The 22,252-nt window shown below is 69.9% G+C and carries 25 protein-coding genes and 1 tRNA gene; 9 read left to right on the plus strand and 17 right to left on the minus strand.

Annotation, left to right across the window (positions count from 1 at the left end; genetic code table 11):
* Positions 1 to 13: 13 nt before the first annotated feature.
* The 4 genes from GCU42_RS04830 to GCU42_RS04845 all read right to left on the minus strand — a co-directional run bounded on the left by GCU42_RS04830 (position 14) and on the right by GCU42_RS04845 (position 1,979).
* Positions 14 to 90: transfer RNA gene (locus GCU42_RS04830), tRNA-Arg, on the minus strand.
* A gap of 39 nt (positions 91 to 129) precedes the next feature.
* Complete coding sequence (locus GCU42_RS04835) at positions 130 to 960, minus strand: carbon-nitrogen hydrolase family protein (protein ID WP_114226482.1); 831 nt, start codon at positions 958 to 960, stop codon at positions 130 to 132.
* On the minus strand, positions 957 to 1,211 hold the full coding sequence (grxC, locus tag GCU42_RS04840) for a glutaredoxin 3 (protein WP_114226483.1): 255 nt from the start codon (positions 1,209 to 1,211) through the stop codon (positions 957 to 959). Before grxC ends, GCU42_RS04835 begins: the two co-directional genes overlap by 4 nt.
* A 33-nt stretch (positions 1,212 to 1,244) precedes the next feature.
* On the minus strand, positions 1,245 to 1,979 hold the full coding sequence (locus GCU42_RS04845) for a ComF family protein (RefSeq protein ID WP_240309341.1): 735 nt from the start codon (positions 1,977 to 1,979) through the stop codon (positions 1,245 to 1,247).
* Between the two features lie 40 nt (positions 1,980 to 2,019).
* Between GCU42_RS04845 and GCU42_RS04850 the strand changes: the two genes are divergently transcribed.
* Both GCU42_RS04850 and GCU42_RS04855 read left to right on the plus strand, forming a co-directional pair.
* The gene (locus tag GCU42_RS04850; RefSeq protein ID WP_114226485.1) at positions 2,020 to 2,775 is read left to right on the plus strand and encodes an SAM-dependent methyltransferase; all 756 of its coding nucleotides are present in this window, start codon (positions 2,020 to 2,022) and stop codon (positions 2,773 to 2,775) included.
* A 104-nt stretch (positions 2,776 to 2,879) separates the two neighbouring features.
* Positions 2,880 to 3,059, plus strand: a complete 180-nt coding sequence (locus GCU42_RS04855; RefSeq protein ID WP_114226486.1) for a Flp family type IVb pilin — start codon at positions 2,880 to 2,882, stop codon at positions 3,057 to 3,059.
* A 26-nt stretch (positions 3,060 to 3,085) separates the two neighbouring features.
* Here the strand turns inward: GCU42_RS04855 and GCU42_RS04860 are convergent, their stop codons facing one another.
* The 5 genes from GCU42_RS04860 to GCU42_RS14985 all read right to left on the minus strand — a co-directional run bounded on the left by GCU42_RS04860 (position 3,086) and on the right by GCU42_RS14985 (position 8,412).
* Positions 3,086 to 4,558 carry a M48 family metalloprotease gene (locus tag GCU42_RS04860; RefSeq protein WP_114226487.1) on the minus strand — a complete coding sequence of 491 codons (1,473 nt, stop codon included), beginning with the start codon at positions 4,556 to 4,558 and terminating at the stop codon, positions 3,086 to 3,088.
* Between the two features lie 74 nt (positions 4,559 to 4,632).
* Entirely contained in the window at positions 4,633 to 5,574 is a 942-nt protein-coding gene (locus tag GCU42_RS04865) for an acetyl-CoA carboxylase carboxyltransferase subunit alpha (RefSeq protein ID WP_114226488.1), read from the minus strand.
* 12 nt (positions 5,575 to 5,586) lie between these two features.
* A complete protein-coding gene (locus GCU42_RS04870; RefSeq protein WP_240309445.1) occupies positions 5,587 to 6,435 on the minus strand; it encodes a tyrosine-type recombinase/integrase in 849 nt (282 codons plus the stop codon).
* Positions 6,436 to 6,473: 38 nt separating this feature from the next.
* Positions 6,474 to 8,267 (minus strand): hypothetical protein, encoded by a 1,794-nt coding sequence (locus tag GCU42_RS04875; protein ID WP_114226490.1) that lies wholly within the window; start codon positions 8,265 to 8,267, stop codon positions 6,474 to 6,476.
* The gene (locus GCU42_RS14985; RefSeq protein ID WP_162789133.1) at positions 8,251 to 8,412 is read right to left on the minus strand and encodes a hypothetical protein; all 162 of its coding nucleotides are present in this window, start codon (positions 8,410 to 8,412) and stop codon (positions 8,251 to 8,253) included. The genes GCU42_RS04875 and GCU42_RS14985 overlap by 17 nt, the downstream gene beginning before the upstream one ends.
* 49 nt (positions 8,413 to 8,461) lie before the next feature.
* On the opposite strand from GCU42_RS14985, the gene GCU42_RS04880 reads away from it, so the two are divergent.
* Positions 8,462 to 9,022 carry a shikimate kinase gene (locus tag GCU42_RS04880; RefSeq protein ID WP_114226491.1) on the plus strand — a complete coding sequence of 187 codons (561 nt, stop codon included), beginning with the start codon at positions 8,462 to 8,464 and terminating at the stop codon, positions 9,020 to 9,022.
* A complete protein-coding gene (locus tag GCU42_RS04885; RefSeq protein ID WP_114226492.1) occupies positions 9,019 to 10,089 on the plus strand; it encodes a 3-dehydroquinate synthase family protein in 1,071 nt (356 codons plus the stop codon). Before GCU42_RS04880 ends, GCU42_RS04885 begins: the two co-directional genes overlap by 4 nt.
* On the opposite strand, the gene GCU42_RS04890 is transcribed toward GCU42_RS04885, so the two are convergent.
* The 6 genes from GCU42_RS04890 to radA all read right to left on the minus strand — a co-directional run bounded on the left by GCU42_RS04890 (position 10,086) and on the right by radA (position 16,492).
* Positions 10,086 to 11,849, minus strand: a complete 1,764-nt coding sequence (locus GCU42_RS04890; protein ID WP_114226493.1) for a cation:proton antiporter domain-containing protein — start codon at positions 11,847 to 11,849, stop codon at positions 10,086 to 10,088. The two genes, GCU42_RS04885 and GCU42_RS04890, sit on opposite strands and share 4 nt — an antisense overlap.
* On the minus strand, positions 11,846 to 12,271 hold the full coding sequence (locus GCU42_RS04895) for an iron-sulfur cluster assembly scaffold protein (protein ID WP_114226494.1): 426 nt from the start codon (positions 12,269 to 12,271) through the stop codon (positions 11,846 to 11,848). The genes GCU42_RS04890 and GCU42_RS04895 overlap by 4 nt, the downstream gene beginning before the upstream one ends.
* 124 nt (positions 12,272 to 12,395) lie before the next feature.
* Positions 12,396 to 13,799 carry a cysteine--tRNA ligase gene (cysS, locus tag GCU42_RS04900; RefSeq protein ID WP_114226495.1) on the minus strand — a complete coding sequence of 468 codons (1,404 nt, stop codon included), beginning with the start codon at positions 13,797 to 13,799 and terminating at the stop codon, positions 12,396 to 12,398.
* Positions 13,796 to 14,308 (minus strand): CvpA family protein, encoded by a 513-nt coding sequence (locus tag GCU42_RS04905; RefSeq protein WP_114226496.1) that lies wholly within the window; start codon positions 14,306 to 14,308, stop codon positions 13,796 to 13,798. The genes cysS and GCU42_RS04905 overlap by 4 nt, the downstream gene beginning before the upstream one ends.
* 50 nt (positions 14,309 to 14,358) lie before the next feature.
* Positions 14,359 to 15,069, minus strand: coding sequence for a hypothetical protein (locus GCU42_RS04910; RefSeq protein WP_152569449.1), 711 nt, complete (start codon positions 15,067 to 15,069; stop codon positions 14,359 to 14,361).
* Between the two features lie 58 nt (positions 15,070 to 15,127).
* Entirely contained in the window at positions 15,128 to 16,492 is a 1,365-nt protein-coding gene (gene radA / locus GCU42_RS04915; RefSeq protein WP_114226498.1) for a DNA repair protein RadA, read from the minus strand.
* An 86-nt stretch (positions 16,493 to 16,578) separates the two neighbouring features.
* Here radA and GCU42_RS04920 point away from each other — a divergent pair, with 86 nt between their 5' ends.
* A complete protein-coding gene (locus tag GCU42_RS04920) occupies positions 16,579 to 17,463 on the plus strand; it encodes an alpha/beta fold hydrolase (protein ID WP_114226499.1) in 885 nt (294 codons plus the stop codon).
* 59 nt (positions 17,464 to 17,522) lie between these two features.
* Here the strand turns inward: GCU42_RS04920 and GCU42_RS04925 are convergent, their stop codons facing one another.
* Positions 17,523 to 17,753, minus strand: coding sequence for a hypothetical protein (locus GCU42_RS04925; RefSeq protein ID WP_114226500.1), 231 nt, complete (start codon positions 17,751 to 17,753; stop codon positions 17,523 to 17,525).
* A gap of 68 nt (positions 17,754 to 17,821) precedes the next feature.
* Positions 17,822 to 18,631 (minus strand): phytanoyl-CoA dioxygenase family protein, encoded by an 810-nt coding sequence (locus GCU42_RS04930; protein WP_114226501.1) that lies wholly within the window; start codon positions 18,629 to 18,631, stop codon positions 17,822 to 17,824.
* A gap of 91 nt (positions 18,632 to 18,722) precedes the next feature.
* Between GCU42_RS04930 and GCU42_RS04935 the strand changes: the two genes are divergently transcribed.
* The 4 genes from GCU42_RS04935 to cysK are packed head-to-tail and all read left to right on the plus strand — an operon-like array spanning position 18,723 to position 22,222.
* A complete protein-coding gene (locus tag GCU42_RS04935) occupies positions 18,723 to 19,070 on the plus strand; it encodes a hypothetical protein (protein WP_114226502.1) in 348 nt (115 codons plus the stop codon).
* A gap of 17 nt (positions 19,071 to 19,087) precedes the next feature.
* Complete coding sequence (locus GCU42_RS04940) at positions 19,088 to 19,969, plus strand: hypothetical protein (protein WP_114226503.1); 882 nt, start codon at positions 19,088 to 19,090, stop codon at positions 19,967 to 19,969.
* A 58-nt stretch (positions 19,970 to 20,027) separates the two neighbouring features.
* A complete protein-coding gene (locus GCU42_RS04945) occupies positions 20,028 to 21,308 on the plus strand; it encodes an MFS transporter (protein ID WP_114226504.1) in 1,281 nt (426 codons plus the stop codon).
* On the plus strand, positions 21,305 to 22,222 hold the full coding sequence (cysK, locus tag GCU42_RS04950; protein WP_114226505.1) for a cysteine synthase A: 918 nt from the start codon (positions 21,305 to 21,307) through the stop codon (positions 22,220 to 22,222). The genes GCU42_RS04945 and cysK overlap by 4 nt, the downstream gene beginning before the upstream one ends.
* Positions 22,223 to 22,252 lie beyond the last annotated feature (30 nt).

Below are 22,252 nucleotides of genomic sequence, written 5' to 3' on the forward strand. Positions count from 1 at the left end.
CCCTTGGCGACGATGGTGACCCCGAGTGGATTCGAACCACTGACCTACAGATTAGGAATCTGGCGCTCTATCCTGCTGAGCTACGGGGCCGTCCGCGCAGCCCTACAGGAGGCGCAGGCGGCAAATCAATCATGCGACGCGCACCGGCGGGATCGGTCGGCGATGGCTGAGCGCCGGAACCCGGCTGCGAACTTCCGCGATCCGGCCAAGCTCGATCTCGGCAAACCCCATCCCCGGTGCGCCGTCCATTTCGAGCAGCATTTCGCCCCACGGACCCGCCACCAGGCTGTGGCCGTAGGTGGTGCGCCCGTCCTCATGGGTGCCGGCCTGCGCCGCCGCGACCACGAACAGCCCGGCCTCGATCGCGCGCGCTTTGAGCAACGTCGCCCAATGCGCTTGGCCGGTCGGGACGGTGAACGCCGCCGGCACCGCGATCGTCTCCGCGCCCGCTTCGGCCAGCGCCGCGAACAGCGCGGGAAAGCGCAGGTCGTAGCAGATGGTTAGGCCCAGCGCGCCGACCGGCGTATCGCGCACCACCACCGTCCCGTCACCGGGCCGATAGACCGCCGACTCGCGCCAACTCTCGCCGGTCGGCAGGTCGACGTCGAACAAATGGATTTTGTCGTAGCGCGCACGGATGGCGCCCGCCGGATCGATCACGAAGCCGCGGTTGGCGAGCAGCTCGCCCTCGCCGCTGCGCACCGCGAGGCTGCCGAGGTGGACCCACAGTCCCTCGCGCGCGGCAGCCTCGCGCACCGCGGCGAGCACCGGCTCCTCTTCCTCGAGCCGCCAATGCTGCGACGCGCGCGCGCGCTCCTTGTCGAGCAGGCCACTCATCTCGGGCGTGAACAGCATGTCGGCCCCGCTGGCCCGCGCCTGCCGCACCGCCTCGACGAGGTCGGCGGCGTTGCGCGCCGGGTCGATCCCGGTCTGCGCCTGGAGGATCGCGATCCGGCTCATGCGGCGAGCAGTGCGTCCAGCTTGCCTTCGCGCTCGAGCGCGAACAGGTCGTCGCACCCGCCGACATGACGCCCGTCGATGAAGATCTGCGGCACGGTCGTCCGCCCGGCGCGATCGATCATCTCCGCCCGCTTCGGGCCGCCGGCGTCGATATTATGTTCCTCGGCCGCGACGCCCTTGCTCCGCAGGAGGTCCTTGGCCCGGAAACAATAGGGACAAGTGCTTTTGGAATAGATTTCGACACGCGCCACGCGGCACCTCCGCTTGCTTGGTTTCGGGCCGTCCTAACCGATGCGCTGCGGAGCGACCACCCGCGCCCAGGCGAGCAGCGACACGCTCGCCGCCCCCTTGCGCTTGAGCAGCCGGGCGCAGGCCTCGGCAGTTGAGCCACTGGTATAAACGTCGTCGACCAGAATGAGATGCCGCCCGCGGACATCCTTGCCCGCGCGCAGCGCGAATGCGCCCCGCACCGTCTGCTTCCGTTCGGCGACCGTCATGCCCTTGAGCTTGGGTGTCCGCCGCCGCCGTTCAAGGACGAACGGATCGGCCTGGTGCCCCGAGCCCCGTGCCAGCACCGCCGCGATCAGCGCCGCCTGGTTGAAGCCGCGGCTCCACAACCGGCTGCGATGGAGCGGCACCGGCACCAGCAGGGCATCGGGTGGCAAGTCGCGCAGTGGGCGCTGCATATAGCCCGCCATCACCCGCGCCAGCGCGGTCTTGCGACCATATTTGAGGCGCAGGACGAGGCTCCGCGCACGTTCGTCATAGGCGACCGCGGCGCGAATCCGGTCGAGCCGACCGCCCCCCGCGAGACAGCCGGCGCAAAGTTCCGCCTCGGTACTGCGGAGCGGCAGGCCGCACCGCCCGCACCCGCCCGCCAACCACTCGATCTCGGGCCAGCAGGACGCGCAGAACAGCCCGACCTCGGCCACCACCGCGCCGCAGCCCGCGCAGCGCGGCGGCAGCGCGAAGTCCAAGGCAAAACGGAACGGCAGGGTCAGCAACGCGCGCGGGCTCAACAGGCTTGTCCATCCTGACTGCGACCGGCACAGGCGCATCATGGCCGAACCCCTGTTCGATGAGCAAGCCCTCGCCGCCCGCCGCGCCCGCGCGCTCGCCAAGGGGCCGCGCACCTTCCTTGCCGAACGAGTGATCGAGGAACTGGCCGAGCGGCTCGCGCTGGTGAGCCGCCGCTTCGGGCGCGGCCTGGTGGTAGGCGCCCCCGAGCCGGGTCTTGCCAGCCCGCTCGGCGCCGCCGCCGAGCAATTGCTGCTCGCTCCTTCGCTCGACGAACTCGCCGCCTTTCCGCCGGGCAGCCTCGACCTGCTGATCGTGCTCGGCGAGCTCGACACCGCGCCCGAGCTTCCCGCTCTGCTCCAGGTCGTCCGCCACCTGCTCGCCCCCGAGGCCCTGTTCGTCGGCGCCTTCCCCGGCAACGATACGTTGCCAGTGCTGCGCGGCGCGATGCTCGCCGCCGACCAGGCGCAGGGTGGCGGGGTCGCGCCGCGGATCCATCCGCGCGTCGCCGCGGCCGGTTTTGCCGGACTGTTGCAGGACGCCGGGTTCGACCTGCCAGTGGTAGACGTCGACCGCGTTCGCCTGCGCTACCGTCGTTTCGACGACCTCATCGCCGACCTGAGGGGCATGGGCGCCACCAACGCGCTCGTGCAGCGCAGCCGCCGTCCGCTCACACACGCCGCGCTCGCCGCCGCCCGCGCCGCCTTCGCCGCCGCCGGCGATGCGCAGGGCACGGTCGAGACGGTCGAGCTGATCCACTTCTCGGCCTGGACCCCGGCGGACAACAAACGTCCCTAACGACCGGATAACCGGCCCATCCCTACGTCTTGTTAACCTGCGGTGCGCTATCGCCGTGCCGTGGACGTGGACCAGAGGAGGGTGGCGTGAGCGCTGTCCGATTGATGTTGCGCAAGCTGCGCCGTGACGAAGACGGGGCGACTGCGATCGAATACGGCCTGATCGTCGCGCTGATCGCGGTGGCCTGCATCGGCGCGTTCAACGCGCTGGGCGGCGGTGCCGGCGGGATGTGGGACATCATCAAGACCCGCGTCGTCACCGCGATGCAGCCGCCGGCGTCCTAAGCGACGCCGGACTGCCAGGCCGGTCGTCAGCTCCTGTTCCGCGTTCCCAGGACGACCAGCTTGACCTTTTGACCAGGGACCAGCCGCGCGTTGGCGGCGAGCCCGTTCAACGACACGAACCGCTCGACCTGATAGTCGCGGTAGGCCATCCGATTTCCAAGAGACTGCACGGTGTCGCCCGGCCGCACTGTCACCACCTCGATCACCCGCGGGCGGATCTGCGCCGCCTCGGCCGCGCTGATCCGGCGCAGCGAATTGACCATCGGCACGAACGCCCCGACCCCCTGCCCGCCCTGCGTGATCATCACGAAATGATAGGCCTGCGTGGGCGAGAACTGATAAGCGAACACGCTGACGTCGACGACGCCCGATGAGGTCTGTGCCCGGGCGATGACGTACGCTGCCGGGATGCCATTGATGCTGATCCGGTTGGTGTCGGTCACCTGCAGCGGGATCTTGCCGTCGGTCAGCTCCTGCAGCACCCCGGCCATGTAGGCCTGGAGGTCGCCGGTGAACCGCGCAGTGGAGAATTCCGCCTTACCCGCGCTGCCGCTGATCGAGACCGCGTCGGTCCCATTCTGCATGAGGTAACCGGCCGGGACCGAGAATTGCAGCTTGAGGTCGGGGTGGGTGAAGGTCCGCCCGTCGATGATCCCCTGCGCCGGATCGTCGTCGACCGTCACCCCGTTGACCTGCGCGAGGAACGCGTCGCGGTTGACGACGCCGGCTCCTGCCCGCCCGGTCTGCCGCGCCAGCTGCGCCGCCTGCACCACGCGGTTCTCGCTGTTGGGATGGGTCTGCGCCCACTCGGGCGTCTGCCGCGAGCCGCGTCCCTGCACGCGGAGCTCGAGCGCATCGGCCCGCGCCAATGCCGCCAGCATCGTCGCCGACGCCATCGGGTCATAGCCCGCGCGGGTCAGGTAAGCGACGCCGAGCTGGTCGGCCTGATATTCCTGCGCGCGGCTGAAGCTTAAGGTCCTCAGCGCCGAGCTCTGCGCCGCCATTTGCCCGATCGCATCGCCGAATCCGCCGCCGATCACGCTTCCGAGGATCACGCCCAGGATTCCGCCGACGCTGTTGCGCCGCGAGGCCTGCTCGCGCGCCTGGGCGTGGTCGGCGGCGACATGGCCGACCTCATGCCCCATGACGAAGGCCAGTTCGGCCTCGTTGTTCATCAGCCCCATCAGCTGACGGGTCAGGTAGACGTAGCCGCCGGGAACCGAGAACGCGTTCTCGACCGCCGAATTCAAGGTGGTGAAGCGGAAGAAGCGCGGGTCGACCCCCGATTGCGCCGCCATCCGCCGACCGACCTCGCTGACATAGGCTGCACGCGCGCCGGTCTCGGCGCCGCCGAATTCGGCGACCAGCGCCGCATTGTCGCGCTGCGCTTCCTGCACATAGCGGGGCGACAATTGCCGGCCGGTGGTCTGCGCGGTGCCAAGGCCAGGCGCGGCGGCGACCAGCGCGGCGCCGAGCAGCAGCAAGCTCTTCCTGATCATAAGCGAAAGATTATTCCCCGTTCCTGTCGCGCTTCTGAACGGAGGTTATTGCGCCGGGTTCCTGCCCCGCGGCCTCAGCCGATCGCGAGGAACTTGTCGCGCCGCGCACGGCGGAGCGCGGCGGGGTCGAGCCCGTCGAGCGCCGCCAACTCCTCGCCGATCGCGGTCTTCAGGCTGGCAATCGCCGCTGCCGGATCGCGATGCGCGCCGCCGAGCGGCTCGGGCACGATCCGGTCGATGACCTTGAGGTTGAGCAGATCGGCGGCGGTGATCTTCATCGCCTCGGCGGCGTCGGCGGCCTTGTCGGCGGTCCGCCACAGAATCGAGGCGCAGCCCTCGGGCGAGATCACCGAATAGACCGCATGCTCGAACATCAACACCCGGTTGGCGGTGGCGATGGCGACTGCCCCGCCCGAGCCGCCCTCGCCGACGATCACCGCCACCAGCGGCACGCCAAGCGCGAGGCATTGCTCGGTCGAGCGGGCGATCGCCTCGGCCTGCCCGCGCTCTTCCGCCTGAACCCCGGGGAAAGCGCCGGGCGTGTCGACCAGGCTCACCAGCGGCAGCCCGAAGCGGTCGGCCAGTTCCATCAGGCGGATCGCCTTGCGATAGCCCTCGGGCTTGGCCATCCCGAAATTGTGGCGGAGGCGGCTGGCGGTGTCGTCGCCCTTTTCATGCCCGATCAGCACGACCTTGCGCCCGTCGATCGTCGCCAGCCCACCGACGATCGCCTGGTCGTCGGCAAAGTTGCGGTCGCCGGCGAGCGGCAGGAAGTCGTCGGTCAGCCCAGCGACATAGTCCTTGAAGTGCGGCCGCTCGGCGTGGCGCGCGACCTGCGTCTTCTGCCACGGGGTCAGCCGGGCGTACGTGTCCTTGAGCAGCCGCTCGGCCTTGGTCTCGAGCTTGCCGATCTCGGAATCGATGTCGATCTCGCCGCTGCTGGCGGTCTCGCGCAGCTCGGCGACACGGGTTTCCAGCTCGGCGATCGGCTTTTCGAAATCGAGGTAGGTCGTCATGAGGGCCGCGACCTAGGCCGGGCGGCGGTCAGTGGCAAGCGGGTGCGCCCGGTTGACCAGCTCGACCAGCCGCCCGCTGTCGACATGCGTGTAGATTTGCGTGGTCGCGATGTCGGCATGGCCGAGCAGCGCCTGCAGCGCTCGCAGGTCGGCCCCGCCGGCGAGCAGGTGGGTGGCGAAGGCATGGCGCAGGACGTGCGGGCTGACCCGCTCGGGCGCGATGCCGGCGTCGGCGGCCATCGCCCGGACCAGCTGGAACAATCGCACCCGGCTCAGATGCGCCTTGCCGCCCGGGAACAGAAAGCCGGTCTTGCCGGGAACGTGCGGCAGCCACGCGGCGACCGCGGCATGGGCTCGCTCCGAAATCGGCACCAGCCTCTCCTTGGAGCCCTTGCCCTTGAGGATCAGGAACGGCTGCCCCGGCCGCAGCGCGATGCGCGGCAGGCTGACCAGTTCGGTTGCGCGCAGTCCCGACCCGTAAAGCAGCTCGAGCAAGGCAAGATTGCGAAGCGCATTGGGCTGCCCGCTCGCCGCCCGGTCCTCGGCGGCGTGGAACATCGCGTCGACCTCGGCCGGCTCGAGGATGCGCGGCAACGGGCGGACCAGTTGCGGCCGCGGCAGCGACGCCGACGGATCGTCGCTCCGCACGCCTTCCTCGTGGAGGAACCCATAGAAGCGCCGCAGCGCCGCCGCCCGCCGCGACACGGTCGACGGGGCGAGCGCGGCCCAGGCTTCGGCGAGGCGGCCGAGGTCCTCGCCACTCGCTGACCCCAGGTCGGGCACCGTCTCGGCGGCGGCGGCAAGGTCGGCGCGATAGGCGAGCAGCGTGTTACGCGCGGCGCCCGCCTCGGCGGCCAGCATCTCGCAGAAGCGGTCGACCAGCAGCCGGTCGTCCGGGCTCACGTCCGCGCCAGCGCCTCGGCGGCGATCATCCGCGCATTATAGTCGAGCCCCGCGCCGCGCAGCGCGGCCAGCGCGTGCAGCAGCTGCCACGCCGGCACGCGGGTGAAGCTTGGCGACTGCAGCCCGATCCCCGCCAGCACCGCCGCCGTACCCGCCTGGTGCCGCCGCCCGGCACCGTCGGCCAGCCGCGTCCATACCGAGGCCGCGCCGAGCCCGAGCTCATATTTCTCGTTCAGCTTCGCCAGCGTCTCGCCGTTGATCCGACCGGTCCCCGCCAGCCCCGCCACCAGCAGCTTGCTGCGCTGGTGGTCGCGGCTGTTGTCGCGGTCGATGAAGCCCTGGATGCGGCTGGCGCTGAGGTCGAGCCCGCGGGCGTCGGTACCGAGCGCGAGCATTGCCCACACCCGGTCGGCCGGCCCTTCTTCCATGTCACCGAGCACCGCGTTCCAGCGTGCCGCCTGACTGTCATAGCCCCCCGCCAGCATCGAGGCGACGAGGTCGGGCGCTTCCTTCTGCAGCTTGGCGTCGGGGGTGATGCGGGTCGCTGCCAGCGCGAGCAGCGCATGGCCGGCGCTCTTCTCGAGCTCGCCCTCGCCGACTTTCCACAGCGCGCGCATCGCATCGAGGCGCGCGTCGACCGTCTTGCCGACGAACGCCGTGCGGAGCCGGAATGCGTCGGTCCCCGGCAGGTCCGACGGATCGGTCGAATCGTAGATCTGCGAATAAAGGTCGACCAGCGCGGCCGAGGAGAACACCCCCAGCCCCGCCGCCGTCCGTGCCGCCGGCAGCCGCACGTCGGCCGCCAGCAGCGGCGCACGCGCCGCCCACGCCCGCACCTGCGGGCTGGTCGCGTCGAACAGCCGCGCCGGCGGCAGCATGCCCGTCGCCGCGGCGAGGCCGAAGCGCCAGCTGGTCAGTGCGTCGACCGGCTCCCACTCGATCGTCGCCGCGCGGCCGGTGCCTTCGCCCGCCCCGACCACCTTGTCGGCGAGCGTCAGGTCGATCCCGCCGATCCGGCCGCGGCGCCGCGCCTGGTCGATCTGCGAGGCGGCATTGGCGCCCTCGCCTTCGAGCGAGGCGCACATCGCCTGCACCAGCGGGGCGATTCGCGCGTCGGCTTGGCCGAGCTTGTCCTTGAGCGGGCAGAGGCCGGCCGGATCGGCGTTGGCCAGCGCCGACTGCACCGCGACCTGGGTCAGCTTGGGGCTGAACTCCGCGACATCGACTCCGCTGACGATCATCCGCGCGGCATCGGCCTCGCCCATCCGCAGCAACAGCCAAGCGCGTTCGGCGGCCCAGTCGGCGCCGTTGACCCCGGCGGGCGCCTCGGCCCGCGCCAGCAGCGCATTACGCAAGGTGATCTGTAGCCAGCGCGAGGGCAGCGGGGTCGATTGCCGCCGCAGCAGTCCGCTCAGGAACCTGCCGTCGGCGCTGCCCCAGGGATTGGCGCCGAAGCCCCAATGCTCGGGATCAATCGCGCCGACGAGCCGCGGGTCGCGGCGCGAGGCGTCGGGCATCTCGACCGGCGGCGGCGGCGCGGGCAAATCCTCATTGCCGAGATCGCTGGTCTCGACGAGGTCGCCGCCTTCGTCGGCCGTGCTCGTGTCAGCGGCGGGGGGCGCGGTTGTCTGGCCGTTGGCAGCAGGCGCCTGGCCATTGTTCTGCGGGGCCGGCGCAGGCACATTACCGAAGCCGGGCGGCAGCAGCACCTCTTGCGCCAACGCAGGCGCCAGCGCGACCGCGCCGGCTGCCCCGGCCAGCAGCCAGAAGAGCTTAAGCCGGTTGGCCACGGGCGACGTCGACCTCGATCGGCTTGGGAGGAACCGGATGCGCGTGGCGCGAGATCAGCACCATCGCGCCGATCAGGACGACCAGCACGACGAGCAGGGTAACCGGCCCCCGGGCGGGATGGGGCGGACGCTTCTGGATAGCCATGAGGCGGGCTTTTGCCGAAGCGCCGACCGCCTGTATAGCCCCGACCGACATGAGCCCGCGCGACCACTCCGCACTGACCGCCCGGCTCGACCGGCCCGTCGTGCTGGTCGGGCTGATGGGCGCGGGCAAATCGACCGTCGGCCGCCGCCTCGCGCGCCGCCTCGCACTGCCCTTCATCGACAGCGACGCGGCAATCGAGGATGCCGCCGGACTTCCCGCGGGCGAAGTGTTCGAACGCTATGGCGAGCAGGATTTCCGCGACGGCGAGCGGCGGCTGGTCGCCCGGCTGATCGACGGCGGGGTGCGGATCATCGCTACCGGCGGCGGCGCCTACATCAACGAGCAGACCCGCCGCCTGCTCAACGACAAGGCGATCACCGTCTGGCTGGATGCGCCCACCGACCTCCTTGCCGAGCGCACCGCCCGCCGCCCCGAGACCCGGCCGATGCTCAACAAGGGCCCGCGCGACCAGATCCTCGAAAATCTGATGGCGCAGCGCCGCCCGCAATATGCCGAGGCGCATATCCGCGTGCCGAGCCTTGGCGGCACGCATGGCGAGGTGGTCGAGACCATCGTCGCCGCGCTCGAACGCTATCTGGACGAACGATGAGCGTGATCGAGATCATTGCCGGCGACACCCGCTACGAAGTGGTCGTCGGCCCCCTCGCCGCCTCCGCCGACTTCCTCGCGCGGCTCGGCGCGGAGCGGCCAGTCACGGTGATCACCGAACCCAGGGTCTGGGCCCTCCACGGCCCGGCACTCGAACGGCTGGTGCCCTGCGACCCCTTGTTCGTCCCCGAAGGCGAGGAGGCCAAGCAATGGCCCCATCTCCAAGCTCTGGTCGCCGCCTTTGCCGCGCGCAACCTCGACCGCAAGCGCCCCATAGTGGCGTTCGGCGGCGGCGCGGTGGGCGACCTCGCCGGTCTCGCCGCCGGGCTGTTCAAGCGCGGGCTGCCGGTCATCCACCTCCCCACCACCCTCCTCGCCCAGGCTGACAGCGCGGTCGGCGGCAAGACCGCGATCGACGTCGAGGGGCAGAAGAATCTCGTCGGCCTGTTCCACCAGCCCGCGCTAGTTCTCGCCGACCCCTCGCTCACCGACACCCTCGACCCCCGCCAGCTCCGCGCCGGCTATGCCGAGGTGGTCAAATACGGGCTGATCGACCAGCCCGATTTCTTCGCCTGGTGCGAGGCGAACGGCGCGGCCCTGCTCACCGGCGACCTCGAACTGAGAAGCCATGCGGTGCACGAAAGCATCGCCAGCAAGGCGCGTTTCGTCACCGCCGACGTCGACGACACCAAGGGCGTGCGCGCGCTGCTCAACCTCGGCCACACCTTCGGCCACGCGATCGAGAGCGCGGCGGGCCTCGGCACGATCCTCCACGGCGAAGCGGTCGCGCTCGGCTGCGTCCTCGCCCACGATTTCTCGGTCGAGCTCGGCCTCTGCTCGCGCGCCGACGCCGACCGGGTGGCCGCCCACTTCCACGAAGTCGGCCTGCCCACCCGCCTCGTCGACGTCGCGCTCAACCGCGCCGATCTCCTGCCGCTGATGGGCGCCGACAAAAAGAATGAGGGCGGCCGCCTCAAGCTGGTGCTGACCCGCGGCATCGGCCGCGCCTTCCTCAGCGACGGGGTCGAGCCCGCCCGCCTCGCCGACTTGCTCGCCCGCGCCGCTTAAGCAGCGGGCGCGCGCGGCTCGTCGGGCAGCGTGTTGTCGACGCTGAAGCTGCGGTCCATGCCGCTGTGGAGGTCGCCGCTCGCCGCCTGCAGCTCGAGCCGCTCGCCGTCGCGCTGCCGGTAGGCGCGTTCGACCCGCCCGACCTCGCGCTCGGCGATGCCGAGCTGGCGCAGCGCCTCGCGGCCCATCGTCACCGCGCTCTCGAACAATTCGCGCTGAACTAGCCCCAGGCGCAATTCGCTGAAGTCCATGGCCTGCCGCCGATCGAACACGCGGACCATGATCCGCGCCTGCGGAAAAGCCTCGATGATCGGCTCGAGCTGGTCGCGGCTCATCGTCCGGTCGTCGTGGCAAAAGAGGATCGCCTCGGCGCCCTCGGCCCCCGCGGTCCGCAGCAGGTCGATCCGCAGGCCGTCGCCATAATAGACCTTGGTCCCGAACTCGCCCGCCAGCTCGATCTGGGTCGCCTTCAGGTCGATCAGCGTGACCGGGATCTTCTTGGCCATCAGCATCTGTGCCACCGTCTGGCCGAAGCGACCGTAACCAACCACGATCGCATTGGTCTCGGGCGAATATTCGGGGCCTTCGAGGTCGACCGGGTCGGCCGGCGCGCGCGCCTGCAGCCAGCCGATCAGCCGCATCAGGAACGGCGTCGTCGCCATCGACAGGGTGACCACCGCGCCGAACAGGCTGGCGGTCTCGGGCGCGATCAGCAGCGCGTTCTTGGCCTGGGCGAACAGCACGAAGCCGAACTCGCCCGCCTGGCTGAGCAGCAGCGCCAGGCTGATCGCGCGGCCCTGGCTCATCTTGAACCCGCGGGCGAGCGGGTAAAGCACCGCCGCCTTGATCAGGATGATCGCCGCCGCCAGCCCGAACACCATCAGCGGCCGCGCAGCGATCACCGACAGGTCGAGCAGCATTCCAACCGACATGAAGAACAGGCCGAGCAGGATCGAGCGGAACGGCTCGACATCGCTTTCGAGCTCGTGGCGATAGGGGCTCTCGGCCAGCATGACGCCCGCCACGAAGGCGCCGAGCGCGACCGACAGGTGGAGCTGATGCATCAGCGCGGCGGCGGCGATGACGGTGAACAGCCCCGCCACCACGAACAGCTCGCGCTCTTGCAGCCGGCCGATCAGGCGGAACGCCGGGTTGAGCAGGAAGCGCCCGACCAGCACCAGCCCGATCACCGCGCCGACGGTATAGGCCCCCAGCATCAGCCCCGACGGCGCGCTCGGATCGGGCACCCGGCTCAGCGCCGCCACCGCGGTGATCAGCGGGATGATCGCGAGGTCCTGCAGCAGCAGGATCGAGAAGGCGCGCTCGCCGTAGGGCGAGTTCATCTCGCCGGTCGAGCGCAGCATCGGCAGCACCTGCGCGGTCGACGACAGCGCCAGCGGCATTCCGACTGCGAAGCTGGCGCCCCACGACAGCCCCACCCCGAAGCGCAGCAGCAGCGACAGCGCGACCCCGGCGATCACCACCTGCGCGAGCCCCAGCCCGAAGATGTCCTTGCGCAGCCGCCACAGCCGGCTCGGCTGGAGCTCGAGCCCGACCAGGAACAGCAGGAAGGCGATCCCGACCTCGCTCACTTGCATGATCGCGTCGGCACTGCCGACGAGGCCGAGCAATTGCGGCCCGATCAGCGCGCCGGCGACGATGTAGCCGAGCGTCGCGCCGAGCCCCAATTTCCGGAATAAGGCGACGCAAGCGACCGCCATCCCGAGCATCACCGCAAGGCCGGTCAGCAGCTCGGTCATTCGACCCGTTCCTCGAGTGCCGCGTCGAGCGCCGCGATCAGCGCGTCGAACGGCAACAGGATCGCGCCATGCCGCCCGGTCTTGGTCCGCGCGGGTTCGAGCACCTCGTAGCCGGACGGCGGCGACCCCGCCCCGCCCAGCCAGCCACGCAACGCCACCCGCGCCGCCGCCAGCTCGAGCGGGGTGCGCCCGACCGCATATCCACCCAGCAGCGCCGCACTCGCCTGCCCGAACGCGCACGCCTGAACCGCCTGCGCGACCTCGGCCACCCGGCCATCGACCAGCCGCACCTCGGCCGCGATTCGGCTCCCGCACGTCACCGACCGCCGCTCGGCCCGCCCGTCAGGCTCGGCCAGCGTGGTCGCCAGCGGCAACGATGTCGCCAGCCGCAGGATGTCGAGCGTGTAGACAGGGTCACTCATGGCAGAACCAAGCGCTTACCCGTCCGCTCGTCCCGAGCGAAGTCGAGGGGCGCCTCGCGAAACGCCCCTCGACTTTGCTGCGCTCCGCTCGGGACGAGCGGACGGTGGTCCAGAAAAAAGAAGCTCACGCCCGCCGCCACGTCGTCCCGACCGGCCCGTCCTCGAGCAAGATGCCCTCGGCCTTGAGCTCGTCGCGGATCCGGTCCGCCGCCGCAAAATCGCGCGCCTGCTTGGCGGCGGTCCGCTCGGCGACCTTGGCGTCGACCGCACTGTCGCCGTCGCCGCGGAACCAGGACTCGAAAGTTTCAGTCAGCAGGCCCAACAGCCTGACTGAATTTCGAAAGATCGCCATGTTTTCGGCGATCCCGGCAAACTCTACGGAATCTTCAGTCGCATGCGCCCACTGATTCCGAAGTTGCCGCAGGTTATCAGCAAGGCGGTTTAAGCGAGAGATCGCTGCTGGCGTGTTCACATCGTCTCGAAGAGCCTCAAGAAATTGCCAATCGACTTCATCGGTAGGATCGTCGTGTGCAAATCTCTCTAAATCTGAGAGAAGCCGGTACCATACGTCCAGCACCGCCTTGCTCTGCGCCACCAGCGACTCTGTCCATGGCAGCGGCGAGCGATAGTGCGCGCTCAATAGCGCCAGCCGCAGCACCTCCCCCTTGTGCCCCGCGTCGAACAGTTCCCGCGGGGTCACTACGTTACCGAGGCTCTTCGACATCTTCTCAGCGCCGAAATCGACGAAGCCGTTGTGCACCCAGTAACGCGCCAGCGGCTTTCCGCCATGCGCGCAGCGGCTCTGCGCCGCCTCATTCTCGTGGTGCGGAAAGACGAGGTCGATCCCGCCGCCGTGGATGTCGATCGTCTCGCCCAGATGCGCGCGGATCATCGCCGAACATTCGATGTGCCAGCCCGGCCGGCCGCGCCCCCACGGCGACTCCCAGCCGATCACGTCTGGCTCGCTCGGCTTCCACAGTACGAAGTCGCCGGGACTGCGCTTATAGGGCGCGACCTCGACCCGCGCGCCCGCCAGCATCGCCTCGCGGTCGCGGCGGCTGAGCGCGCCGTAATCGGGGTCCGAACCGACATCGAACAGCACATGCCCCTCGGCCGCATAGGCGTGGCCGCGCTCGATGAGGTCAGCGATCATCGCCACCATCGGCCCAATTTCCTGCGTCGCGTGCGGCGCGATGCTCGGGTCGCGCACGCCGAGCGCGCGCATGTCGTCGAGGTAGGCCAGCTCCCACCGCGCGGTGATGACGTCGGGGGCCACCCCCTCGCTCGCCGCCGCGGCAATGATCTTGTCGTCCACGTCGGTGATGTTGCGCGCGAAGACTACCTCATGGCTCGGATACTCATGCTCGAGCAACCGCCGCAGCACGTCGAACACCACCGGTGGGCGGGCATTGCCGATGTGCGCGCGGCCATAGACCGTCGGCCCGCAGACGTAGAGGGTGATCCGGTCGGGCTCGCCGGGGACGAATGCGCGCTTCTCGCGCGCCTGGGTGTCGTGAAGCTTGATCATGGTTTGGCCGGGGCCGCATGGCGGTAGCGGTCGACCATGTCCACGATCGCGTGGCCGCTGGCGTTCAACAGCGGAAAGGTCCGGCTCGTCGTCATCCACGCCGGCCGCTCGGCGGTCGGGCCGTAGCGCAGGTCGGTGGCGAAGTTGGCGAGCAGGAAAACCAGCGTCGCGGTGACCAGCCCCTTGAGCATCCCGAACCCGCCGCCGAGCCCGCGATCGATCGGCCCCAGCACCGACCGACGGCTGGCGCGGCCGGCCCGCGCGGCGAGCACGCGGATGATGAAATAGGTCGGCAGGAACAGGATGGCGAAGGCGATGATCGCCGCCGACGACGGCCCCCGCCCGAACGCCATGACATAGTCGGTGACCGGGGCGTGGAAGAGCTTGATCGCCACCACCGCGCCGAGCCAGGCGGCGAGGCTCAGCACCTCATGGACGAAGCCGCGGACGAACCCGACCAGGGCACCGCCGCCAAGCAGGATCAGCACGAAGACGTCGAGCGCGGTCATCCCCCAGCGCTAGCCCAAGCAAGGCGGCGCTGGCCAGACCCGCGCTCAGCCTAGCAACTGGTGATCCTGACCGGTGCCGGCTCCTGCAGCACATATTGCCCGTCAGTCTTGATTTGAATGGCGCCGCTGGCCGCGCGGCGCTGCTGGACCTCGACGCATTGCCCGCTCGCGGTCCCCAGCAGCTGCGAATATTGCCAGCTGGGGATCGGGATATGCGACGATTCGCCGACGCCAAAGGGGTCGATGGTGATCGAATCGCGCCGCCCCTTGCGGCCGTGGTTGAGCGACTTGATCGGGTAGGAAGCGGTCTCGAAGGCCGCGTCCGAGCCGCCGAACGCCCCCCAATTGGCGAGCCGCCAGGCGAGCGCGTCGAAGGCGAGCACCATCATCAGCGGCAGCCCGACGCAGATGATGATCCGGCGTCCGAGCGTGCGGTTCCGGATCGCATCTTCCTTGCGCACCACCAGCCACAGCAACAGCCCGTCGGCCGCGCCCAGCCAGCGCATCACGACCAGCCCCTGATGGTCGATGGGGGTGATCAGCTCGGTGCCCGAGACCAGGCTGTCAACGAACAGGATCGCCAGCGGCAGCGTCAGCAGCGCGAGCAGCCCGCGCTTCAGCCACGGACCGGGGTCGCTGCTAGCGGCGAAGTCGAACGATGCGCGCGTAGGCGTGAAGGCCGGCGGCGCGACCGTCGACGGCGCCGGCTCCGGAGCGAAGCCAGGCAATGCCTTGCGGCCGAACGATCCTCGTTGATCCACGCATACCCCCCCGATTTGCGCCGACGGGTTTAGCGCGGCGAGCTTACCGGAAAGTTGCTCAGCGGCCGAGGATCCGCTCGACCAGCTGGCGCACCTGCCCGAAATTGGCGGTGCGGATGCCGTTGGTGCCCTCGACCCCCGCCGGGACCCACGCCTGCTCGAACCCCAGCTTAGCAGCTTCCTTCATCCTGAGGGCCCCGTGCGCGACCGGGCGCACCTCGCCCGACAGCGCGACTTCGCCCAGCACCACTGCCTCGCTCGGCACCGGCCGCTCAGAGAGGGCCGAGACCAAGGCAGCGGCCACCGCGAGGTCCGCCGCCGGGTCCTGCAGCCGGTAGCCGCCGGCGACGTTGAGATAGACTTCGGCGGTGGCGAAGCTCACCCCGCAGCGCGCTTCGAGCACTGCCAGCAGCATCGCCAGCCGACCGCTGTCCCAGCCGACCGCCGAGCGGCGCGGGGTCGCCCCGCTCGCCAGCCGCACCACCAGTGCCTGGATCTCGACCAGCACCGGCCGGGTCCCCTCAAGCGCCGGGAAGATGGCCGTCCCGCTGACCGGATCGTCGCGCTTGGTCAGGAACAGGGCGCTCGGATTGGGCACCTCGTCGAGCCCCGCACCCTCCATCGCGAAAACGCCGATCTCGTCGGTCCCGCCGAAGCGATTCTTGACCGCGCGGAGGATGCGATACTGGTGGCTGCGCTCGCCTTCGAAGTTGAGCACCGCGTCGACCATATGCTCGAGCACGCGCGGGCCCGCGATGCTGCCGTCCTTGGTGACGTGGCCCACCAGGATCAAAGCGGTGCCGCGGTCCTTGGCGAAGCGGATCAATTCCTGCGCGCTCGCCCGCACCTGGCTGACCGTCCCCGGCGCGCCCTCGATCAGGTCCGAATGCATGGTCTGGATCGAATCGATCACCAGCAACGCCGGCGGCGGCCCTTCGCCCAGCGTCGTCAATATGTCGCGCACGCTGGTCACGCTCGCCAGCCGCACCGGCGCTCCTGCCGCGCCCAGCCGCAACGCGCGCAGCCGGACCTGGTCGACCGCTTCCTCGCCCGAGATGTAGACCGCGCCGCGCCCGCTCCGCGCGATCGCCGCCGCGGCCTGCAGCAGCAGCGTCGACTTGCCGATTCCCGGATCGCCCGCCAGCAGCATCGCCGAGCCCGGTACCAGCCCGCCCCCGACCGCGCGATCGAACTCGGCGATCCCGGTGGGCACCCGCTCGGGCAGCGCCACCGCGGCGTCGAGCTCCACCAGCTCGACCGCCCGGCCGCCGCTGTGGAGGTCATGCTTGGCCGAGAATACCGTCACGTTGGCCGCCTCGGCCGTCAGCGTGTTCCACTCGGCGCAATCGGGGCACTGCCCCTGCCAGCGCGACTGGGCCGATCCGCAGGCCTGACAGACATAGCGGGACTTCAATTTGGCCATCGAAATAAAGCCTAGAACAAAGGAGGAACACACGCAACAGTCGGCGGTCCGGGCCGTTGACGCCGCTCCCCCCAAGGAGATTCCCGATGCCCTATGCCAAGGCCAAAGACGGCACCATGCTCTATTACAAGGACTGGGGCCGCGGCGATCCCGTCGTCCTCATGCATGGCTGGCCGCTCACCGGCGACACGTTCGACGATCTTGGCATCAAGCTGGTCGAGGCCGGCAAGCGCGCCATCATCCCCGACCGTCGCGGCTTCGGGCGCTCGGACAGCCCGTGGGACGGCTACGACTACGACACGTTCGCCGACGACGTCGTCGCCATTCTCGAGGATGCGGGCATCAGCCAGCCGGTCGCGCTGGTCGGCTTTTCGATGGGCGGCGGCGAAGTCGCCCGCCTGCTTTCGAAGCAGGGCCGCGGCCGGGTCAGCGCCGCGGTGCTCGCCAGTTCGGTCGTCCCCAAGGTGGCGCAGGCCGACGATTATCCCGATGGCGTCCCCCAGATCGCGCTCGACGACATCGTCAAGCAGATGACGACCGACCGCGCCGGTTTCCTCCAGTCCTTCCTTAAGGACTTCTTTGGAGTCGGCCTGGTCAGCCAGCCGGTCAGCGCCGGCGTGCTCGACAGCGCCTTCCAGCAGGCCAACATGGCCAGCGCGCGCTCGACCTATGCCGCGGCGCAGGCCTGGGCGAGCACAGACTTCCGTCCCGACCTGCCCGCCTTCGAAGGCGTTCCGACGCTGATCATCCACGGCACCAGCGACAAGACCGTTCCGTTCGAAGGCACGGCCAAGAAGGTCGCCGAAGCCCTGCCCCACGCGCAGCTCATCAGCTACGACGGCAGCCCGCACGGCATCTTCGAGACCGACAAGGCGCGCTTCTGCCAGGACGTGGTGAGCTTCCTCACGCAGGACAATCGCGGCACCGCCGCCGACACCAGCGGCAGCGCGATCCCCTTAAGCGCGCAATAAGTCGCGCCTGCGCAGGTGGGGGCCTGGTTTCTACATTCGGAGACCAGGCCCCCGCAGCGTCAGGCCGAGCGCAGCCGCCCGGTCTGCGCCGGGTCGTTGCCAGTGATCGCCTGCCAGCCCTTGGCGACGCCATATTGTACTGCCCAGCCAAGCGCATAGGTCAGCAGCACCGGCGCCAGCACGCGGATGGCACCCTCCGCGACCGTTCCGACAATCGCTCCCTTGATCCCGCTGTCGCCGTCCTCGCGGTCGATCGCCGCGCCGATCAGCGCGCCTAGCATGTTGCCCATTTTGATCTACTCCTGAAGGTCTTTCGCCCCTCAGCGCGCACGGCGGGCGACGGTTCCCGCAGGCAGACCTACAGCAGCCCCTCGATCACATGGTGCTGCTCGATCATCGTAACCCGGTCGACCACCCGGCAGGTCAAATGGTCGCGCACCCGCGCGGGCAGCGCGTCGAGATATGCTCTTGTCACCTGCAGATCGTGGTGCGCGGCATTGGTCGCCCCGGGGGCATCGACCCCGACCACCACCACCGGACGCGGCTCGTTCGAGCGGTTGGCGGTGCCGCGGTGGATGGTCAGCGCCGAGCGCGCCGCCATGTCCCCGCGCCGCGGCAGCTTTCGCACCGCGCGCTGTTCATACCGTTCCCACCCCGCCGGTTCCGGGAACATCCCGTCCTTCGCACCCTCGATCGCATCCCACTGCGTCCCCGGCGCGATCTCGAACGGGCCGTGCTCGGGACGCGTGTCGACGCAGGTCAGGTTGAAGGCCAGGCTGTTGAGCCGCCGCCCCGCCAGCGTCTCGGCCGGGGCGGCGAAGTCGCGGTGCCACGGCTGATCCTCGGCGCCGGGGAAGGGAATGTCGAAGCCGACCTCGACGATCCGATAATCCTTCGTCAGCACCGCCTCGCACACCGCGACGAACCACGGGTGGGTGACGATGTCGACGAAGCCCGAAAGGTCTTCCGGCGCGACCTCAACATAGAAGCGGTGCGGCCCGCGCGGCAGCGCCCCGCCGGGCCGGTCCTTGACCCGTTCCCACACCCGCCAGACGTCGGCCGCCATCCGGTCGGCCCATTCCGCGGTGAAGGCACCGGGACAGCCGATGATCCCGTCGCCGTAGAGCCCGCCCATGATGGCGGCGACATCGATTGCTCCTGCGGCCATGGTCAACGCGACTCCTGCTGCTGCGGCGACTTAGTCTCGCCGCGCCCGTGCGGGCTGTCCAGCAGCGGTCGGTCCCGCTAGCCTGCCGCTCATGCCAGCCCCACGCCCGGTCGTCGCCGCTCTACTCCTCCTCCCGCTCGCCGGCTGCGTCGCCGGGATGGTCGCGGGCGCCGCCGGCATGGCCGCGCGCGAGGCGCAGGGCAGGCCACAAAGCAATGCCGCGCTCGCCCCGCAGGCCCGCGCCGCCTGCACCGCCCGCGCCGCGCCGCTCGGCACCGTCGCGATCATCGACGTCGTCCAGGACAGCGTGGACCGGCTGACCGTCTGGGGCACGGTTACCGGCGCCAGCGGCCGTCAGTCGTTCGAATGCCGCTTCACCACCGCCATCACCGCCTTCAAGCTCCGCCCGATCCCGGCGCGGGCCGGCAGCGGCCATTGACCGTTCGGGAGCCGACCGTGCGTATTGTCTCATTCATCGCCCTCGCCGCCGTGACCGCGCCGCTCGCGGCCGCGCCGCCGCCGGTCGCGCCGCCGCCGCCCGCCGAGCCTCCAATTGTCACCGTGACCGCCGCGCCCGACGTCGATCGGCAGGTCAAGGATTTCGTCGGCTCGCTTGCGCCCCACCCGCTCGAGCAGGTCGGCGTGCTCGCCGCGAGCTTCTGCCCCGCCGTGCAGGGGCTGGCGAAAGAGGATGCGGCGGCGATCGCGGCGCGGCTGCGGACGGTGGCGAGCGCGGTCGGGGTCAAGGTCGGCGTACCGTCCTGCCGCCCCAACATGCTGCTCATCGCCACTCCCGACAAGCGCGCCTTCGTTCGCCTGCTGGCCGAGCGCCAGCCCGACGCCCTCGGCAACCTCGACCCTGCCCCGCTACGCGCGCTGCTGCGCACCCCGGGCTATGCGACCGCGTGGCAGCTCGGCGGCAAGGTCACCGACACCGGCCAGGCGCTGAACGACGCCTCCGACATGACCCCGATGCGCCTTGGCGCGTCGGCCAGCCGGCTCGGCGACCGCACCCGCCCGGTGTTCGACGTCGCCGTGCTGGTGGTCGAACAGCGCGGCCTCGCCGGGCTGACGCGCGACCAGCTCGCCGATTATGCGGCGATGCGCTTCCTCACCGGCGCCGATCCGGCCCGGGTGCAGCAAGGCCGCACCCCAACCGTCCTCAAGGTCCTCGATGCCCCCAAGGACGCAGTCGTGCCCGCGGGTCTCACCACATGGGACTTCAGCTATCTCCGCGCCCTCTACGGCGCGCGTGAATTCGGCACCGGCCCGTCCCAGCGCGGCGACATTCGCCGCGCGCTCAAGCAACAGGTCGAGCGGGCACGGCGCGACAAGTAAGGCACGGCCCGCGCGACCCGCGATTGCCCTCCCCCGCCCCCGTCGCTAACGCCGCCTCGTGCCCACTTCCCCCCTCGCGATCCGCGATTTCCGGCTCTACTGGCTCGCCCGCTTCTGCGCGGTGATCTCGACCATGGGGATGGTAGTGATCATCGGCTACCAGGTCTACGACACCGCCCGCGCCCATTATGGCATGTCGATCAAGGAAGCCTCCTTCGTCCTCGGCCTGCTCGGCGCCGCGCAATTCGTGCCGCTCGCCTTTTTGACCCCCGTCGCCGGTTGGGTCGCCGACCGCTTCGAGCGGCGCACCGTGGCGCGCTTCGCCAACGGGATAGACGCCTCGATCGCGCTGATGCTCGGGCTGGCGACGATGAACGGCTGGCTCACCCTGCCGCTGCTATTCACCCTCGCCGCGCTCCACGGCGTCGCCCGCGTATTCGTCGGTCCGGCGATGTCGGCGATCGCCCCCAACATCGTTCCGCCCGAGCTGCTGCCCAAGGCGATCGCGCTCTCCTCCATCGCCTGGCAGAGCGCCACCGTCGCCGGCCCAGCGCTCGGCGGCTTCCTCTATGCCGCCCACCCGAGCGCGCCTTACTGGACCGCCGCCGCGCTGATGATCGCGGCGATGCTGCTGATCACCCCCATCCGCCGCATCGTCCCACCGAAGATCGAGGGTCATCCCCATCCTATCCGCCAGATGGTCGACGGACTGACCTACGTCCGCGGCCACCGCTTCCTCCTAGGCGCGATCACGCTCGATCTATTCGCCGTCCTGCTCGGCGGTGCGACCGCGATGCTGCCGGTCTATGCCCGCGACATCCTCGCAGTCGGGACCGAGGGGCTCGGCCTGCTCCGCGCCGCGCCGGCGGTCGGCGCCGCGGTGGTCGCCGCGGTGTTCGCGGTCCGCCCGCTCCACCGCAACGTCGGGGTAAAAATGCTCTGGGCGGTCGCCGCGTTCGGCCTCGCCACCATCCTCTTCGGCCTGTCGCGCAACTTCCCGGCGAGCCTGCTCATCCTCGCCGGCCTCGGCGCCGCCGACATGCTCAGCGTCTACGTCCGCTCGAGCCTGGTCCAGCTCCACACCCCCGACATGATGCGCGGGCGGGTCTCGGCCGTCTCGGGGCTCGCCATCTCGGCCTCCAATGAACTGGGCGAACTCCAGTCCGGGCTGTTCGCTGCCATGCTCGGCCCGGTCGGCGCGGTGGTGTTCGGCGGCGCCGCGGCCATTGTTATTGCGGGTGCGTGGTCCCAACTGTTTCCCGAACTTCGGCGGGCGCGAACCTTCGACCCGCCGCCAGAGGTGCTCGCCAGGGCTGTGACTGAGGAGAAACCCGCATGAAGGCCACCAACATCCTCGAGACGATCGGGAAGACGCCGCACGTCCGCATCCAGCGCCTGTTCGGCCCTGACGCGGAGGTCTGGATCAAGTCCGAGCGCTCCAACCCCGGCGGTTCGATCAAGGACCGCATCGCGCTGGCGATGATCGAGGACGCCGAGAAGAGCGGCAAATTGAAGCCCGGCGGCACCATCGTCGAGCCGACCAGCGGCAACACCGGCATCGGCCTAGCGATGGTCGCGGCGGTCAAGGGCTACAAGATCGTCCTCGTCATGCCCGAGAGTATGAGCCTCGAGCGGCGCCGCCTGATGCTTGCCTTCGGTGCCACCTTCGACCTGACGCCCAAGGAAAAGGGCATGAAGGGCGCCATCGCCCGCGCCGAGGAGATCGTCGCCGAAACCCCCGGCGCGTGGATGCCGCAGCAGTTCGACAATCCCGCCAACATCCAGGTCCACCGCGACACCACCGCGCAGGAGATCATCGCCGACTTCCCCGAGGGCTTCGACGCGCTGATCACCGGGGTCGGCACCGGCGGTCACATCACCGGCGTCGCCGAGGTGCTCAAGGCCAAGTTCCCCCAGCTCAAGGTGTTCGCGGTCGAGCCGACACTTTCGCCCGTCATCTCGGGCGGCCAGCCCGGGCCGCACCCGATCCAGGGGATCGGCGCCGGCTTCATCCCGTCGAACCTTCACTCCGACCTGCTCGACGGGACCATCCAGGTCGACCCCGCCGACGCCAAGGAAATGGCCCGCCGCAGCGCCCGCGAGGAGGGCATGCTGGTCGGGATTTCATCGGGCGCCACCCTGGCCGCGATTAAACAGAAGCTGCCCGAACTTGGTGAACGGCCATGCGTGCTCGGCTTCAATTACGACACCGGCGAGCGTTATTTGTCCGTTCCGGATTTTCTTCCCGAATGAAGTTGAAGGGTTGTTAACCTGATCGGTTGC

The organism is Sphingomonas ginsengisoli An et al. 2013 (assembly GCF_009363895.1).
Lineage (GTDB): Bacteria > Pseudomonadota > Alphaproteobacteria > Sphingomonadales > Sphingomonadaceae > Sphingomicrobium > Sphingomicrobium ginsengisoli.